The sequence below is a fragment of the Xanthomonas axonopodis pv. maculifoliigardeniae genome, assembly GCF_041519315.1.
In the GTDB taxonomy this organism is placed as follows: domain Bacteria; phylum Pseudomonadota; class Gammaproteobacteria; order Xanthomonadales; family Xanthomonadaceae; genus Xanthomonas; species Xanthomonas euvesicatoria.
This window is the reverse complement of record NZ_CP167998.1, coordinates 2,183,307-2,198,235: the sequence shown is the minus strand read 5'-3', so window position 1 is coordinate 2,198,235 and position 14,929 is coordinate 2,183,307. Positions and strand designations below refer to the sequence as shown.

The window sequence follows — 14,929 nt, the reverse complement described above, 5'->3', positions numbered from 1 at the left end:
GGTTGACGACACATGGCACTCGCGATCAGCAAAGAAAACATGAACCAGAACGCCGAAAAGGCGGGGCAATGGTTCGACCGTGTCCGCAGCCTGCAGATCACCCGCAAGCTGACCATGATGGCGATGATCGCCCTGGCGGTCGCGGCGGGTCTGGCGGTGTTCTTCTGGTCGCAGAAGCCTGGCTATCAGTCGCTGTACACCGGCCTGGATGAGAAGGGCAATGCCGAAGCGGCCGACCTGCTGCGCACCGCGCAGATTCCCTACAAGATCGACCAGACCACCGGCGCCATTTCGGTGCCGCAGGACCGTCTGTACGACGCCCGCCTCAAGCTGGCCGGCTCCGGCCTGACCGGCAAGGAAACCGGCGGCGGTTTCGAACTGATGGAAAAGGACCCGGGCTTCGGCGTCAGCCAGTTCGTGGAAAACGCCCGCTACCAGCACGCGCTGGAAACCGAACTCTCGCGCACCATCGGCACCCTGCGCCCGGTGCGCGAGGCCCGTGTGCACCTGGCCATTCCCAAGCCCAGCGCCTTCACCCGCCAGCGCGATGTAGCCAGCGCCTCGGTGGTACTGGAATTGCGCGGCGGCCAGGGCCTGGAGCGCAACCAGGTCGATGCCATCGTCAATCTGGTGGCGTCCAGCATCCCGGACATGACCCCCGAACGCGTGACCGTGGTCGACCAGAGCGGCCGCATGCTCTCCATTGCCGACCCGAACAGCGACGCGGCCCAGCACGCCGCCCAGTTCGAACAGGTGCGCCGCCAGGAAAGCTCCTACAACCAGCGCATCCGCGAGCTGCTGGAGCCGATGACCGGCCCGGGCCGGGTCAATCCGGAAACCAGCGTGGACATGGACTTCTCGGTGGTCGAAGAAGCCCGCGAGCTCTACAACGGCGAGCCGGCCAAGCTGCGCAGCGAGCAGGTCAGCGACACCAGCACCAGCGCCACCGGCCCGCAGGGCCCTCCGGGCGCCACCAGCAATAGCCCCGGCCAGCCGCCGGCACCGGCCGTGGCCGGCGCGCCGGGCACCCCGGCGGCCGCCAATGGCCAGGCCGCGGCCCCGGCCACGCCGACCGAAAGTTCCAAGAGCGCCACGCGTAACTACGAATTGGACCGAACCTTGCAACACACCCGCCAGCCGGCCGGTCGCATCAAGCGCGTCTCGGTGGCGGTGCTGCTGGACAACGTCCCGCGCCCCGGCGCCAAGGGCAAGATGGTCGAACAGCCGCTCACCGCTGCCGAGCTCACCCGTATCGAAGGCCTGGTCAAGCAGGCAGTGGGGTTCGACGCGGCACGCGGCGACACGGTGTCGGTGATGAATGCCCCGTTCGTGCGCGAAGCGGTGGCGGGCGAGGAAGGCCCGAAGTGGTGGGAAGACCCGCGCGTGCAGAACGGTCTGCGCCTGCTGGTCGGTGCGGTGGTGGTGCTGGCGCTGTTGTTCGGTGTGGTGCGCCCCACCCTGCGTCAGCTCACCGGCGTGACCGCGGTCAAGGACAAGCAAGGCAAGGCTGGCAAGGATGGCACTCCACAGAGCGCCGACGTGCGGATGGTCGACGAAGACGACGACCTGATGCCCCGCCTGGAAGAAGACACCGCGCAGATCGGTCAGGACAAGAAGACCCCGATCGCTCTGCCAGACGCCTACGAAGAGCGCATGCGCCTGGCGCGCGAGGCCGTCAAAGCCGATTCAAAACGTGTCGCACAAGTCGTGAAGGGATGGGTCGCCAGTGAAGCCTGATACACAACCGATGACTGGAGTGCAGCGCGCCGCGGTGCTGTTGCTGTCGCTGGGTGAGAGCGACGCGGCCGAAGTGCTCAAGCACATGGACCCCAAGGAGGTGCAGAAGATCGGCATCGCCATGGCCACCATGACCGGCATCTCGCGCGACCAGGTCGAGAAGGTGATGGACGAGTTCAACGGCGAACTGGCCGGCAAGACCTCGCTGGGCGTGGGCGCCGACGACTACATCCGCAACGTGCTGATCCAGGCGCTGGGCGCCGACAAGGCCGGCGGGCTGATCGACCGCATCCTGCTGGGCCGCAACACCACCGGCCTGGACACCTTGAAGTGGATGGACCCGCGCGCGGTCGCCGACCTGGTGCGCAACGAGCACCCGCAGATCATCGCCATCGTCATGGCGCACCTGGACAGCGACCAGGCCGCCGAGGCGCTGAAGCTGCTGCCCGAGCGCACCCGCGCCGACGTGCTGCTGCGCATCGCCACCCTGGACGGCATTCCGCCGAATGCGCTGAGCGAGCTCAACGACATCATGGAGCGTCAATTCGCCGGCAACCAGAACCTGAAGTCGTCCAACGTGGGCGGCATCAAGGTGGCGGCCAACATCCTCAACTTCCTGGACACCGGCGCCGACCAGGGCGTGCTGGGCGAGATCGGCAAGATCGACGCCGACCTGGCCGGCAAGATCCAGGACCTGATGTTCGTGTTCGACAACCTGGTGGACCTGGACGACCGCGGCCTGCAGACGCTGCTGCGCGAAGTCTCCGGCGAGCGCCTGGGGCTGGCCTTGCGCGGCGCCGACGTCAAGGTGCGCGAAAAGATCACCCGCAACATGTCCCAGCGCGCGGCCGAAATCCTGCTCGAGGACATGGAAGCGCGCGGCCCGGTGCGCCTTGCAGACGTGGAAGCGGCGCAGAAGGAAATCCTCACCATCGTCCGCCGCCTGGCTGACGAAGGCGCCATCAGCCTGGGCGGCGCCGGTGCGGAGGCCATGGTATGAACGAGGTGGTCACCCGCTGGCTGGCCCCGGACCTGCAGCTTGTCCCGGCCTTGCCGGAACCGGACTACGAAGAACCGGCCATGCTCGAGCCGGTGCTGCGCCCGCCGACCCTGGAAGAGATCCAGGCCATCGAAGATGCCGCCCAGCACGAAGGGTTCGCGCGTGGGCATGCCGAAGGCTTCGCCCAGGGCCAGTCGGAAGTGCGCCGCCTCACCGCGCAGATCGACGGCATTCTGGACAACTTCACCCGCCCGCTGGCGCGGCTGGAAAACGAAGTGGTCGGCGCGCTCGGCGAGTTGGCCGTGCGCATTGCCGGCCAGCTGGTCGGCCGTGCCTACCAGGCCGACCCGCAACTGCTGGCCGACCTGGTCGGCGAGGCGGTCGATGCGGTTGGCGGCGCCGGCCGCGAGGTCGAAGTGCGCCTGCACCCGGACGACATCACCGCGCTGCTGCCGCATCTGGCGCCCAGCAGCACCACCCGCGTGGCCCCGGACATGAGCCTGAGCCGCGGCGATCTGCGTGTGCACGCCGAAAGCGTGCGCATCGACGGCACCCTGGACGCGCGCCTGCGGGCTGCGCTGGAGACGGTCATGCGCAAATCCGGAGCGGGCCTGTGAGCGCCCTGTTCGGTGCCACCCCGGCCGATTGGCTGGATGCACGCAATCTGCGCCTGGCCACGCGCCTGGGCACCCTTGGCCTGGAGCCCACCGCCGGTCGCACCCTGATCCGCGAAGGCATCCTGCGCCGCGCGGTCGGCCTGACCCTGGAAGCGACCGGCTGCGAAGCGCCGATGGGCGCGACCTGCAAGGTCGAGGTCGATGGCGGCTGGGTCGACGCCGAAGTGGTCGGCTTCGCCGGCGAACGCACTTACCTGATGCCCAGCGCCGAACTGCATGGCCTGCTGCCCAATGCCCGGGTGGTGCCCTCGCGGCGCCGCGGCGGCGTGGAAGTGGGCGAAGGCCTGCTCGGCCGCGTCATCGACAGCGACGGCACCCCGCTGGACGGCAAGGGCCCGATCCGCGCCGAAGGCAGCATCGGCATGGCCGGCGTGTCGATCAACCCGCTGGCGCGCGAGCCCATCACCACCTCGCTGGACGTCGGCGTGCGCGCCATCAACGCCATGCTGCCGATCGGCCGTGGCCAGCGCGTAGGCCTGTTCGCCGGCTCCGGCGTCGGTAAATCGACGCTGCTCGGCATGATGACCCGCTTCACCTCGGCCGACGTGATCGTGGTCGGGCTGATCGGCGAACGTGGCCGCGAAGTGCGCGATTTCGTCGAAACCACCCTGGGCGAAGAAGGCCTGCGCCGCGCCGTGGTCGTGGCCGCACCGGCCGACCGCCCGCCGTTGGCGCGCCTGCATGGCGCCTACCGCGCCACCGCCATCGCCGAATGGTTCCGCGACCAGGGCTTGAACGTGCTGCTGCTGATGGATTCGCTGACCCGCTTCGCCCAGGCGCAGCGCGAGATCGGCCTGTCGGTGGGCGAGCCGCCGACCACCCGCGGTTACCCGCCGTCGGTGTTCGCCAAATTGCCGGCGCTGGTGGAACGTGCCGGCAACGGCGCCAAGGGGCGCGGTTCGATCACCGCCTTCTACACCGTGCTGACCGAAGGCGACGACCCGCAGGACCCGATCGCCGATGCTGCCCGCGCCATCCTGGACGGCCACATCCTGCTCTCGCGTCGGGTGGCCGACAGCGGCCTGTATCCGGCCATCGACCTGGAATCCTCGGTCAGCCGCGTGGTGCAGGACATCGCCGACGACACCTGGCGCCTGCGCATCCGCAAGCTCAAGCGGCTGCTCTCGGCCTACACCGCCAACCGCGACCTGATCGCCATCGGCGCCTACCAGCGTGGCAGCGACCCGGCCACCGACGAAGCGCTGGCGCGCTGGCCGGAAATCGTCGAATTCCTCGGCCAGGACGTGCACAAGGCCTCGCTCCTGAGCGACAGCCTGTCCGCCCTGCAACAACTGGTCGAACCCGAGAACTAATCCATGATGCAGTCCAAACGGATCGACCCACTGCTGCGCCGCGCGCAGGAACAGGAAGACAAGGTCGCCCGCGATCTGGCCGAGCGCCAGCGCGTCCTGGAAACCCACCAGTCGCGCCTGGAAGAATTGCGCCGCTACGCCGAGGAATACGCCAACAGCCAGATGGCCGGCACCAGCGCGGTGGCGCTGAGCAACCGCCGCGCCTTCCTGGACCGCCTGGACAGCGCCGTGCTGCAACAGGCGCAGACCGTGCAAAGCAACATCGCCAAGGTCGAAGCCGAGCGCACCCGCCTGCTGCTGGCCAGCCGCGAGAAGCAGGTGCTGGAGCAATTGGCCGCCAGCTACCGTGCCCAGGAAAACAAAGTGATCGAACGCCGCGACCAGCGTGAGATGGACGACCTCGGCGCGCGTCGTTCGCGCCTGGCCCGCAGCCAAGACACCCACGGAGAATCCGCATGAACCCCTTGTCCGCCTTCGCCGCCGGCCTTGGTGCGCTTGCCGGCGCCGGCAAGAAATCCAGCTACAGCGACCCGTCGTCCGAACCGGACGCGGGCCAGGACCAGTTTGCGCGCATGCTCAATCCGGCCAACACGCCGAACCAGGCCCCGCCGCAGGCACCCGAGCGCGTGCCTGCCAAGCAGGCCGCGCCCAAGCCCAACCAGCCCGACAAGAACCGCAGCGACGAGGACAGCCACGACGATGCAGCCGGCGATGCCACTGCTCGGCCGCGGGCGCAGGACGGCGATGCCAAGCAGGCCAAGCCAGGTGCCGCCAAGGACGCGGCAACCACCGACAAGAGCACAGCCGCCACTGCCAGCAAGACCGGCAAACCGGCCAGGGCCGCCGCGACCGGCGAAGACGCGCCCGCAGAAGCAGCCACCGCGACCGATGCCGGCTGGCCGCCGGCTGGCCTGGGTGGCTTCGGCATGGGCCTGCTGGCGCAGGCGTTGCCGGGTGGCGACGTGCTGGCGGCCGCAGCCGCCGCACTGACGGCCAGCATGGCCGGCGCCAACGGCGCGACGGCGACCGCCACCGCACTGCCCACCGATGCAACCGCAGCCGCCGCCACTGCAAACGCCGGCGCCGCCCTGCCCGCATTGGGAGCGCCGGTGCCGGCCGCTGCTGCAGGCGCCAAGCCGACCTCGACCACCGCCGTAAGCGGCGATGCACAGACGGCCGCGTTGATGAGCATGGCCGCCAAGGCGCTGGAGCCGGCCGCCGACGACAGCGCCGCTGCCGCAGCGCCGGACGCCCCGGCGTTCGTGTTGCCGACCACCACCGCGCCGGCACTCACCCGCCTGCAGGATGCCGCACCGATCTTCAGCGCCTCGCCCACGCCTACCCCGGACCTGGGCAGCGACACTTTCGACGATGCCATCGGCGCGCGCATGAGCTGGCTGGCAGACCAGAAAATCGGCCATGCCCACATCAAGGTGACTCCGAACGAGATGGGTCCGGTCGAGGTGCGCCTGCATCTGGAGGGCGACAAGGTCAATGCCAGCTTCACCGCCGCCAACGCCGACACCCGCCAGGCGCTGGAACAGAGCCTGCCGCGGCTGCGCGAAATGCTCGGCCAGAATGGCTTCCAGCTTGGCCAGGCCGACGTCGGCCAGCAACAGCAGCAGTCGGCGGGCAATCGCAATGGCGGCAACGACAGCGGCAACGGCCTGACCCTGGACGACGCCCCGCCCGTCGGAATTCCGTCGGTGGTGTTACGCCAGCGTGGATTGCTGGACGCCTACGCCTGAGACGACGTGCCGGGCACACCCCGGCACCGCTGATCCTCGCCCCCAGCCGGAGGCCGATGACGCCCTTCCACCCCCCGCGGCGCAAGGCCTGCGGGGGTTTTCTGGTTTCCACGCAGCCCGCGCCAGGAAACCGACGCGGTTTTGGCATGCCAGTTGCATCGACAGGGTGAGCATTCCCCTGGAGCAGACTGTGGCAGCGGCCGAAAAAACCAAGAAGACCGACGACAAAGACGACAAGGGCGAGAAGAAGAAGGGCGGCAAGAAGCCCATCCTGCTCATCGCCATCGGCGTGGTGGTGCTGGCAGCCGCTGGCGGCGGCGCCTGGTTCTTCCTGGGCCACAAGGGCGAGGAAAAAGGCGGCAAGCACGACGCCCCCAAGGTGGCCGAAGTGCCCAAGCCGGCGCAGTACTTCCCGATGGACCCGGCGATCGTGGTCAACCTGGCCGACCCCGGCGATGGCCCGCAGTACCTGCAGGTCGAAGTGCAGCTGGTCACCCGCGACCCCGAAGAGCTCAAGCTCATCACCGAGAACGCGCCGGCCATTCGCGCGCACCTGCTGATGCTGCTGTCGCAGGTCAAGGCCACCGACGTGGCCGACCTGGCTGGCAAGCAGAAGCTGCAGAAGTCCGCCCTGGCCGAAGCGCAGAAGGTCATGACCAGCGAGACCGGCAAGAAGTGCGTCGAAGAATTGCTGTTCACCAGTTTCGTGACCCAGTAAGGCCTGTCCGATGAGCGTCAGTGATCTGCTTTCCCAAGACGAGATCGATGCCCTGCTGCACGGCGTGGATTCGGGCGCGGTCAACACCGAGCCGGAGCCGCTGCCCGGCGAGGCGCGCCAATACGATCTGTCCAGCCAGGACCGCATCATCCGTGGGCGCATGCCGACCCTGGAGATGGTCAACGAGCGCTTCGCGCGGTTGTGGCGGATCGGCCTGTTCAACCTGATCCGGCGCTCGGCCGACCTGTCGGTGCGCGGCATCGACCTGGTCAAGTTCAACGAGTACATGCACTCGCTGTATGTGCCGACCAACCTCAACCTGATCCGGTTCAAGCCGCTGCGTGGTACCGGGCTGATCGTGTTCGAACCCACCCTGGTGTTCACCGTGGTGGACAACTTCTTCGGTGGCGACGGCCGCTTCCACACCCGCATCGAAGGCCGCGAATTCACCGCCACCGAGATGCGCGTGATCCAGCTGATGCTCAAGCAGACCTTCGCCGACCTGAAGGAAGCCTGGGCGCCGGTGATGGACGTGGACTTCGAGTACATCAACTCCGAGATCAACCCGCACTTCGCCAACATCGTCACCCCGCGCGAGTACGTGGTGGTGTGCCGGTTCCATGTGGAGCTGGAAGGCGGCGGCGGCGAGATCCACATCACCCTGCCGTATTCGATGCTGGAGCCGATCCGCGAACTGCTCGATGCCGGCATCCAGAGCGACCGCAACGACCGCGACGACTCCTGGAACGTGATGCTGCGCGAGCAGCTGGACACCGCCGAGGTCACGCTCTCCAGCGTGCTGGCCAGCAAGCGCATGAGCCTGCGCCAGCTCACCGGGTTGAAGGTCGGCGACATCCTGCCGATCGACCTGCCCGCCCAGGTGCCGCTGTGCGTGGAAGACATCCCGTTATTCACCGGCGAATTCGGCGTTTCCAATGGCAACAACGCCGTCAAGATCACCGCCGTACGCCCGCCCGGCGTGCAAGCCCCACGCGCCGTTCCCTCCCAGGACCCCAGCAAATGATCAACTCCGACATCCTCGACGCCTCGCCTGCCACCTTCGACAGCCTGCAGGCCGAGCAGGACCAGAACGCCGCCGACCTCAACCTGGACGTGATCCTGGACGTACCGGTGACCCTGTCGCTGGAAGTGGGTCGCGCACGCATTCCGATCCGCAACCTGCTGCAGCTCAACCAGGGCTCGGTGGTGGAACTGGAACGCGGCGCCGGCGAACCGCTGGACGTCTACGTCAACGGCACCCTGATCGCGCACGGCGAAGTGGTCGTCATCAACGACCGTTTCGGCATTCGCCTGACCGACGTGGTCAGCCCCAGCGAACGGATCCGGAGGCTGCGGTGATCGGCCTGCTGGCCACTGCCGCGCCGGTCGCGGCCAAGGCGAGCGGGGTCGGCGCGCAGGCACCGTCCTCGCCCGGTCTGTTTGGCGCAGTCTTTGCATTGCTGTTGGTGCTCGCGCTGATCGTCGGCCTGGGCTGGTTGCTCAAGCGCATGCCCGGCAGCGGATTCCGCAGCACCGAGGGCCTGCGTGTGGTGACCAGCCTGGCAGTCGGTGCCAAGGAACGTGTGGTGGTGGTGGAGGTGAACGGCCAGCAGTTGTTGCTCGGCGTCACCGCCGGCGGCATCAGCACCCTGCACACCTTGCCCGAACCGCTGCCGCCCACGCCCGCACCCACCCTGCCCGCTTTCAAGCAACTTCCCAATTTCGCCCAGCTGCTCGCCCAGAAGCTGCGCAAGGACCCGTGACATGTTGAGCCGTTGGAATCGTTGGGGGCGCAGTGTGCGCCTGGTGCTGATCCTGCTGGTGATGAGTTGCCCGCTGCTGGCCGCGGCCAGCCCGGCCGCGCTGCCGGCAATGGCGCAGGCCGCGGCACCGGCGGCGACCCCTGCCGCGGTACCGGCCGGTTCCAACCAGTTGCCGTCGCTGCCGAACGTGAGCGTGGGCCGCATCGGCGACCAGCCCGTGAGCCTGCCGCTGCAGACCTTGCTGCTGATGACGGCGATCACCCTGCTGCCGTCGATGCTGCTGGTGCTGACCGCCTTCACCCGCATCACCATCGTGCTGGGCCTGCTGCGCCAGGCGTTGGGCACCGGCCAGACCCCGTCCAACCAGGTACTGCTGGGCCTGGCGATGTTCCTGACCGCGCTGGTGATGATGCCGGTGTGGCAGAAGATGTGGGGCGCCGGACTGCAGCCGTATCTCAATAACCAGATCGATTTTTCCACTGCCTGGACGCTCACCACGCAGCCGCTGCGCGCCTTCATGCTGGCGCAGATCCGCGAGACCGATCTGATGACCTTCGCCGGCATGGCCGGCGACGGCAAGTACGCCGGCCCGGACGCGGTACCGTTCCCGGTGCTGGTGGCCTCGTTCGTGACCAGCGAGCTGAAGACCGCGTTCGAAATCGGCTTTCTGATCTTCATTCCGTTCGTGATCATCGACCTGGTGGTGGCCAGCGTGCTGATGTCGATGGGCATGATGATGCTGTCGCCGATGCTGATCTCCGCGCCGTTCAAGATCCTGCTGTTCATTCTGGTGGATGGGTGGGTGCTGGTGGTGGGGACGCTGGCTGCGAGCTTTAATGCCTCGTAGGTGTGGACGCGCGGTGCGCGCGGTAGCGCTTGTCAATCGATTGATTTTTGCGCATTGCGGGGTTGTATTGCTCAACCATCAGCTCCGCTTGCCGCTTTTTGCTTTCCGCTTTTTGCCTTTGTGCTTCGCTTTGGCTTCTAGCTTCTCCGGGGCCCCATACCGCAGCGGCAAGGCCGGCAGATACAACCCGCAGGGCGGCGCGCATGGATGCGCGTCGTTTTTGTAAGGGACATGGATGTCCCTTACAAAAATTTCTGCCGGACTTGCGCACCCGCAGCGCCGTAGGCGCGGAGGGCGCGAGGACGGGGTGTGCTTTCTTTTGGTTACTTTTCTTTGCACAAGCAAAGAAAAGTGACTCGCGCCCGCAGGGCGTGAAAGCCGTTGATTTCTCTGTCTCACACCAAAAACGAAACTGCAAACCGAGCAAACTTAAGTACAGGGCTTTCGCTCCCCTTCGGGGAACGAGTCATTTTCTTTGCTTGTGCAAAGAAGCGCTTTACAGCAGCCGAAGGCTGATCAAGTAACCAAAGAAACACACCCCGTCCTCGCGCCCCTACGCGCCAAGGCGCTACGGGTACGCAGTCCACGTGGGAATTTTTCTAAGGGACATCCATGTCCCTTAGAAAAACGTCGCGCATCCATGCGCGCCGCCCCTTCGGGGTTTGACCCACGCGGCCCGCCGCTGCGGTATGGGGGATGAAAAGCGAATTGCAAAAGCCAAGCAAGAGCGACAGCGACAGCGACAGCGACAGCGACAGCGACAGCGACAGCGACAGCGACAGCGACAGCGAGTGCAACACGAGGCAACTCAGATCCCCGTTCGCCAACCAATCCCGAACCACGAATCCCGAATCCCCGCCCCTTTGGCACCCCACTTGCATCAGCACCTCCCATGAGCCCTGAAATCGCCCTGACTGAATTGCGTGGTGGCCTGGTCACCGTCCTGTGGATCGCCGGGCCGATGTTGCTGGCCGTGCTGGTGGTCGGCGTGGTGATTGGCGTGGTGCAGGCCGCCACCCAGTTGAACGAGCCGACCATCGCCTTCGTGGCCAAGGCGGTCGCGCTGACGGCCACGCTGTTTGCCACCGGCAGCATGCTGCTGGGGCATCTGGTGGAGTTCACCATTGCGCTGTTCCAGCGCATTCCACACCTGATCGGCTAGCGGGCCAGACCGGATGGATTCTGCAACCCAGATGGTGATCGATGGCCAGCGCGCGTTCGCGATGGTCGGGGCGATCATGTGGACCATGCTGCGCACCGGTGCGTTGCTCACCGCCATGCCGTTGATCGGTACGCGGGCGGTGCCCGGACGGGTGCGGGTGATGCTGGCCGGGACGCTGGCGATGGTGCTGGCGCCGATCCTGCCGCCGGTGCCGGAGTGGGACGGCTTTACCGCCCAGGCAGTGCTGAGCATTGCGCGCGAGCTGGCGGTCGGGGCCAGCATGGGCTTCATGCTGAAGCTTATTTTCGAAGCCGGCGCATTGGCCGGCGAACTGGTGTCGCAGTCCACCGGCCTGTCGTTCGCGCAGATGTCCGACCCGATGCGCGGCGTGACGTCGGGGGTGATCGCGCAGTGGTTCTATCTCGGCTTCGGGCTGCTGTTCTTCGCGGCCAACGGGCATCTGGCGGTGATCGCATTGCTGGTGGACAGCTACAAGGCGTTGCCGATCGGGACCGCGTTGCCCGATGCCGGCGCATTCGCCGAAGTGGCGCCCACCCTGTTCCTGCAGATCCTGCGCGGCGGGTTGACCCTGGCCTTGCCGATGATGGTGGCGATGCTGGCGGTCAACCTGGCCTTCGGCGCGCTGGCCAAGGCGGCGCCGGCATTGAATCCCATGCAACTGGGCCTGCCGCTGACGGTGTTGCTGGGGCTGTTCCTGCTGTCGAGTTTCGCCAGCGAGTTCGCCCCGCCAGTGCAACGCATGTTCGATACCGCCTTCGATGCCGCCAGAGAGCTGACGGCCTGACCCACACTAGACAATGGCCGACCACTGCAAGCACAGCAGGCCGCCAACTTGCCGGCGCCGCCGCCACTGCGACGGGGCCGCCCCGCCTGCACCCTTCCAAACCGTGACACGCCTCAAGTTTCTGGCCGCGCAGCCGTTAAAGCCCCTACACGATTGACGCTGCGTATCGTCGTCCAACACTTACCCATCCCACGGGAATCGATGCTTACTGTGCCTGCGCTGTTGGCCCCGATGCGATTGCAAGGCGCTCGCCTGCGTGCAAGGGCATGGCTGTTGCTGGCGGCGGTGCTGATCTGCGGCACAAGTTGGGCGCAAACCTACAGCTTCCGCGATTACGCCCAGGCCGATGGCCTGCAGGGCATGACCGTCAACAGCCTGCTCGAAGATCGCCAGGGCGTGGTCTGGGTCGGCACCGAGCTGGCGCTGCACCGTTTCGAACGCGAACACTTCACCCCGGTCGGCAAGGAGAGCGGGCTGGATGCGCGCTATATCCGCGCGCTCGGGCTGGATGCGGCCGGACGTCTGTGGGTGTCCAGCGCCAATGGCCTGTTCGTGCGCGAGGGCAACGACTTCGTGCAGGTGCTGCGCGAGGGCAAGCCGATCCGTGCCGACAGCGGCAATGTCGTTGCCGCCTACGCCGATGGCGTGGTGGTGGTCAGCGAAAACAGCCTGCTGCGGGTGTCGCCCAATGCCGCAGGCGGCTGGTCGGTTAACCCCCTGCCCCTGCAGCTGGACGATGGACGCCTCTTGCCGGCCGGCAGGGCCTTGCTGGCCGATGGAACCGCGTTATGGGCCAGTTGCGGCCAGCACGTCTGCCGGATCGATGCCGGCGGCAGGATCACCCTGCTGTCCGAGGACGATGGCGTGCCCGAACGGCAATGGCGCGCGATCTTTCGCGATCACCTGGGCACCTTGTGGTTGCGTGGGGGCGGCCTGGTGCTCTCACGCGCTGCCGGCGAGCGCGTGTTCCGCAATCGTCCGGCGCCGGCGGGCACCCGATTCAACACCCTCTCCGGTGCCACGACGCTGTCGGAAGACGCGCAGGGCCGCCTGCTGACGCGTTCGGACCGCGGCCTGGTGCGCTGGGAAGGCGACCACTGGCGCTACTTCGGCCAAAGCCAGGGGCTGCAGATCAGCCCCATGGTTGGCCCGTTGATGATGCAGAGCACCGGCCACCTGTGGATCGGCACGCGCGGCCTGGGTGTGCAGCGCTGGCTGGGCTACGGCACCGTCGAACACTGGGACGAAAGCCAGGGGCTGGCCGAAGCGCCGACCTGGGTGAGCCAGCGACTGCCCAGCGGTGAGCTGTTGGTCGGTGGCGATGCCGGTTCCAATATGCTCGATCCGCGTAGCGGGCGCATGCAGCCGTGGACGCTGGAGAACGGCCAACCCCTGCTGCAATCCATTTCCATTGCACTGTCGCCGGACGATGGTGCGGCCTGGGTGGCGCGCTCGTCCGGAGCCGTGGCGCGGCGCGACCCGCGCAGCGGCAAGACCACCGATGTGCTGCAGCTCGACCTGCCGATCAACAGGCTGATGTTCGATACGGCCGGCACCTTGTGGATCACCACCCCGCGTGGGCTGTACCGCGTACAGCGCGGCACCCCGCTGCGGGCCGAGCGCGAAACGGCCCTGCCGGCAGCCTTCGTGGGCGATATCGACCTGGATCCGCAGGGGCGGCTGTGGGCCAGCACGCGCGAAGGCCTGTTCCTGCAGGCAAAAGACGGCAAGTGGCAGCGCGTGCAGGTACGCGGCGACCTGCCCAGCCAGGATTTCTTCCTGCTCGATTTCAGCGCCGATGGCGAGGTGTGGCTGTCGCTGCGCGATACCGGGCTGTGGCATGGCCGGCTGCAGGCCGACGGCGTGCTGACGCTTGCCGCCGTGGACGACCCGCTGGTGGCGCGGGTGATGCCCTTCATCCTGCGCCACGACAGCAAGGGCCGGCTGTGGCTGGGCAGCAGCCAGGGCCTGGATGTGTACCAGAACGGTCGTTGGTCGCGGGCCACGCGCACGGAAGGGCTGTTGTGGGACGACATGTCGGCCAATGCATTTTTCGAAGACACCGATGGCAGCGTCTGGCTCGGCAGCAGCCGTGGCCTGACCCACCTGCTGGATCCGATGCGCCTGTTCGCCGCACCGCCGCTGCGGGTGGACATCCTGCATGTGCGCCGCGGCAGCCAACTGCTGCTGCCGCAATCCCGGGTGGAGTGGTCGCAGGTGCCGCTGGATGTGGAGCTCAGCACCCCGGGGGCGGAAGGCGGCCCGGACCGCATCAGCTTCCGGTACCGGGTCGAAGGCCATCAGGCCAGTTGGACCAGTACCTCGCTCAGCCACCTGACCTACCCGCTGCTGCCGCCAGGCAGTTACACGCTGGAAGTGCAGGCAATGGATGCCTACCAGCGCAGCAGCAGCCCGATCACCCGCTTCGGGTTCGAGCTGGTGCCACCGTGGTGGCGGGGCGTTCCGGCGATTGTCGGGTACGTGCTGCTGAGCATCGCGGCGGTGATCGCGCTGCTGCGTTGGCGCACCGCCAAACTGCTGCGACGCAAGCGCGAACTGGAGCAACTGGTGGCCAAGCGCACCGCCGAGCTGGAACAGGACAAGCGCGATCTGGAAGCGGCGCGCGCCGAACTCTCGCTCAAGGCCACCCACGACGAACTCACCGGCCTGCTCAACCGCGCCGGCATCCTGGCCGCGTTGCGCGAGATGCTGCTGCACGCCGAACACACCGGGCGTCCGCTGGCGGTGGTGTTGATCGACCTGGACCACTTCAAACTGGTCAACGACCAGCATGGCCATCTGGCCGGCGACGCCGTCCTGGCCGGGGTTGGCCGCCGCATGGACACGCTGATGCGCGGCGACGACCGCATCGGCCGTTATGGCGGCGAAGAATTGCTGGCGCTGCTGCCAGGCCTGAACCTGGATGCCACCCATCGGCTGGACGCCCTGCACCACGGCATCTGCGGCGACTACCCCATCGATGGCGGCTGGCTGCATGTCACCTGTTCGGTTGGCGTGGCCTGGTTCCAGCGTGGCGAAACGCTCGAGCAACTGCTGGCTCGCGCCGACGCAGCGCTGTACAGGGCCAAGCGCAGTGGCCGCAATCGCATCGATTACGATCACGTGCCGCTGGATACGTTCGATCAGGTGTGACGGCAG

The 14,929-nt window shown here is 67.2% G+C and carries 15 protein-coding genes; 14 read left to right on the top strand and 1 reads right to left on the bottom strand.

The features are described 5' to 3' along the window. Positions 1-12 precede the first annotated feature (12 nt). From fliF to fliP, 11 genes are all read left to right on the top strand, one after another. The gene (gene fliF / locus ACDH77_RS09600) at positions 13-1,737 is read left to right on the top strand and encodes a flagellar basal-body MS-ring/collar protein FliF (protein ID WP_218488794.1); all 1,725 of its coding nucleotides are present in this window, start codon (positions 13-15) and stop codon (positions 1,735-1,737) included. A gap of 10 nt (positions 1,738-1,747) precedes the next feature. Beyond that, positions 1,748-2,737, top strand: coding sequence for a flagellar motor switch protein FliG (gene fliG / locus ACDH77_RS09595; RefSeq protein ID WP_005918162.1), 990 nt, complete (start codon positions 1,748-1,750; stop codon positions 2,735-2,737). Then, a complete protein-coding gene (locus tag ACDH77_RS09590; protein WP_011347268.1) occupies positions 2,734-3,354 on the top strand; it encodes a FliH/SctL family protein in 621 nt (206 codons plus the stop codon). Before fliG ends, ACDH77_RS09590 begins: the two co-directional genes overlap by 4 nt. Beyond that, positions 3,351-4,727, top strand: coding sequence for a FliI/YscN family ATPase (locus ACDH77_RS09585; protein WP_005918170.1), 1,377 nt, complete (start codon positions 3,351-3,353; stop codon positions 4,725-4,727). The genes ACDH77_RS09590 and ACDH77_RS09585 overlap by 4 nt, the downstream gene beginning before the upstream one ends. Before the next feature lie 3 nt (positions 4,728-4,730). Further along, positions 4,731-5,186, top strand: a complete 456-nt coding sequence (gene fliJ, locus ACDH77_RS09580) for a flagellar export protein FliJ (RefSeq protein ID WP_005918178.1) — start codon at positions 4,731-4,733, stop codon at positions 5,184-5,186. Continuing rightward, positions 5,183-6,475 carry a flagellar hook-length control protein FliK gene (locus tag ACDH77_RS09575; protein ID WP_372353854.1) on the top strand — a complete coding sequence of 431 codons (1,293 nt, stop codon included), beginning with the start codon at positions 5,183-5,185 and terminating at the stop codon, positions 6,473-6,475. The genes fliJ and ACDH77_RS09575 overlap by 4 nt, the downstream gene beginning before the upstream one ends. A gap of 166 nt (positions 6,476-6,641) precedes the next feature. Further along, a complete protein-coding gene (fliL, locus tag ACDH77_RS09570) occupies positions 6,642-7,193 on the top strand; it encodes a flagellar basal body-associated protein FliL (RefSeq protein ID WP_008577202.1) in 552 nt (183 codons plus the stop codon). Between the two features lie 10 nt (positions 7,194-7,203). Continuing rightward, positions 7,204-8,217 (top strand): flagellar motor switch protein FliM, encoded by a 1,014-nt coding sequence (fliM, locus tag ACDH77_RS09565; RefSeq protein ID WP_008577203.1) that lies wholly within the window; start codon positions 7,204-7,206, stop codon positions 8,215-8,217. Next, the gene (gene fliN / locus ACDH77_RS09560; RefSeq protein ID WP_007969679.1) at positions 8,214-8,552 is read left to right on the top strand and encodes a flagellar motor switch protein FliN; all 339 of its coding nucleotides are present in this window, start codon (positions 8,214-8,216) and stop codon (positions 8,550-8,552) included. The genes fliM and fliN overlap by 4 nt, the downstream gene beginning before the upstream one ends. Further along, positions 8,549-8,956 (top strand): flagellar biosynthetic protein FliO, encoded by a 408-nt coding sequence (fliO, locus tag ACDH77_RS09555; protein WP_136733213.1) that lies wholly within the window; start codon positions 8,549-8,551, stop codon positions 8,954-8,956. Before fliN ends, fliO begins: the two co-directional genes overlap by 4 nt. 1 nt (position 8,957) lies before the next feature. Continuing rightward, a complete protein-coding gene (fliP, locus tag ACDH77_RS09550) occupies positions 8,958-9,803 on the top strand; it encodes a flagellar type III secretion system pore protein FliP (RefSeq protein ID WP_005921349.1) in 846 nt (281 codons plus the stop codon). 599 nt (positions 9,804-10,402) lie between these two features. Here fliP and ACDH77_RS09545 read toward each other — a convergent pair. Continuing rightward, positions 10,403-10,603, bottom strand: a complete 201-nt coding sequence (locus ACDH77_RS09545) for a hypothetical protein (protein WP_372371867.1) — start codon at positions 10,601-10,603, stop codon at positions 10,403-10,405. 92 nt (positions 10,604-10,695) lie between these two features. On the opposite strand from ACDH77_RS09545, the gene ACDH77_RS09540 reads away from it, so the two are divergent. The 3 genes from ACDH77_RS09540 (at position 10,696) to ACDH77_RS09530 (ending at position 14,923) form a co-directional block, all read left to right on the top strand. Next, positions 10,696-10,965 (top strand): flagellar biosynthetic protein FliQ, encoded by a 270-nt coding sequence (locus tag ACDH77_RS09540; protein ID WP_005917968.1) that lies wholly within the window; start codon positions 10,696-10,698, stop codon positions 10,963-10,965. A 13-nt stretch (positions 10,966-10,978) separates the two neighbouring features. Next, positions 10,979-11,770: a flagellar biosynthetic protein FliR gene (gene fliR, locus ACDH77_RS09535; RefSeq protein WP_008572484.1), complete on the top strand. Its 792-nt coding sequence runs from the start codon at positions 10,979-10,981 to the stop codon at positions 11,768-11,770. A 201-nt stretch (positions 11,771-11,971) separates the two neighbouring features. Further along, on the top strand, positions 11,972-14,923 hold the full coding sequence (locus tag ACDH77_RS09530) for a diguanylate cyclase domain-containing protein (RefSeq protein ID WP_372371865.1): 2,952 nt from the start codon (positions 11,972-11,974) through the stop codon (positions 14,921-14,923). Positions 14,924-14,929: the final 6 nt, after the last annotated feature.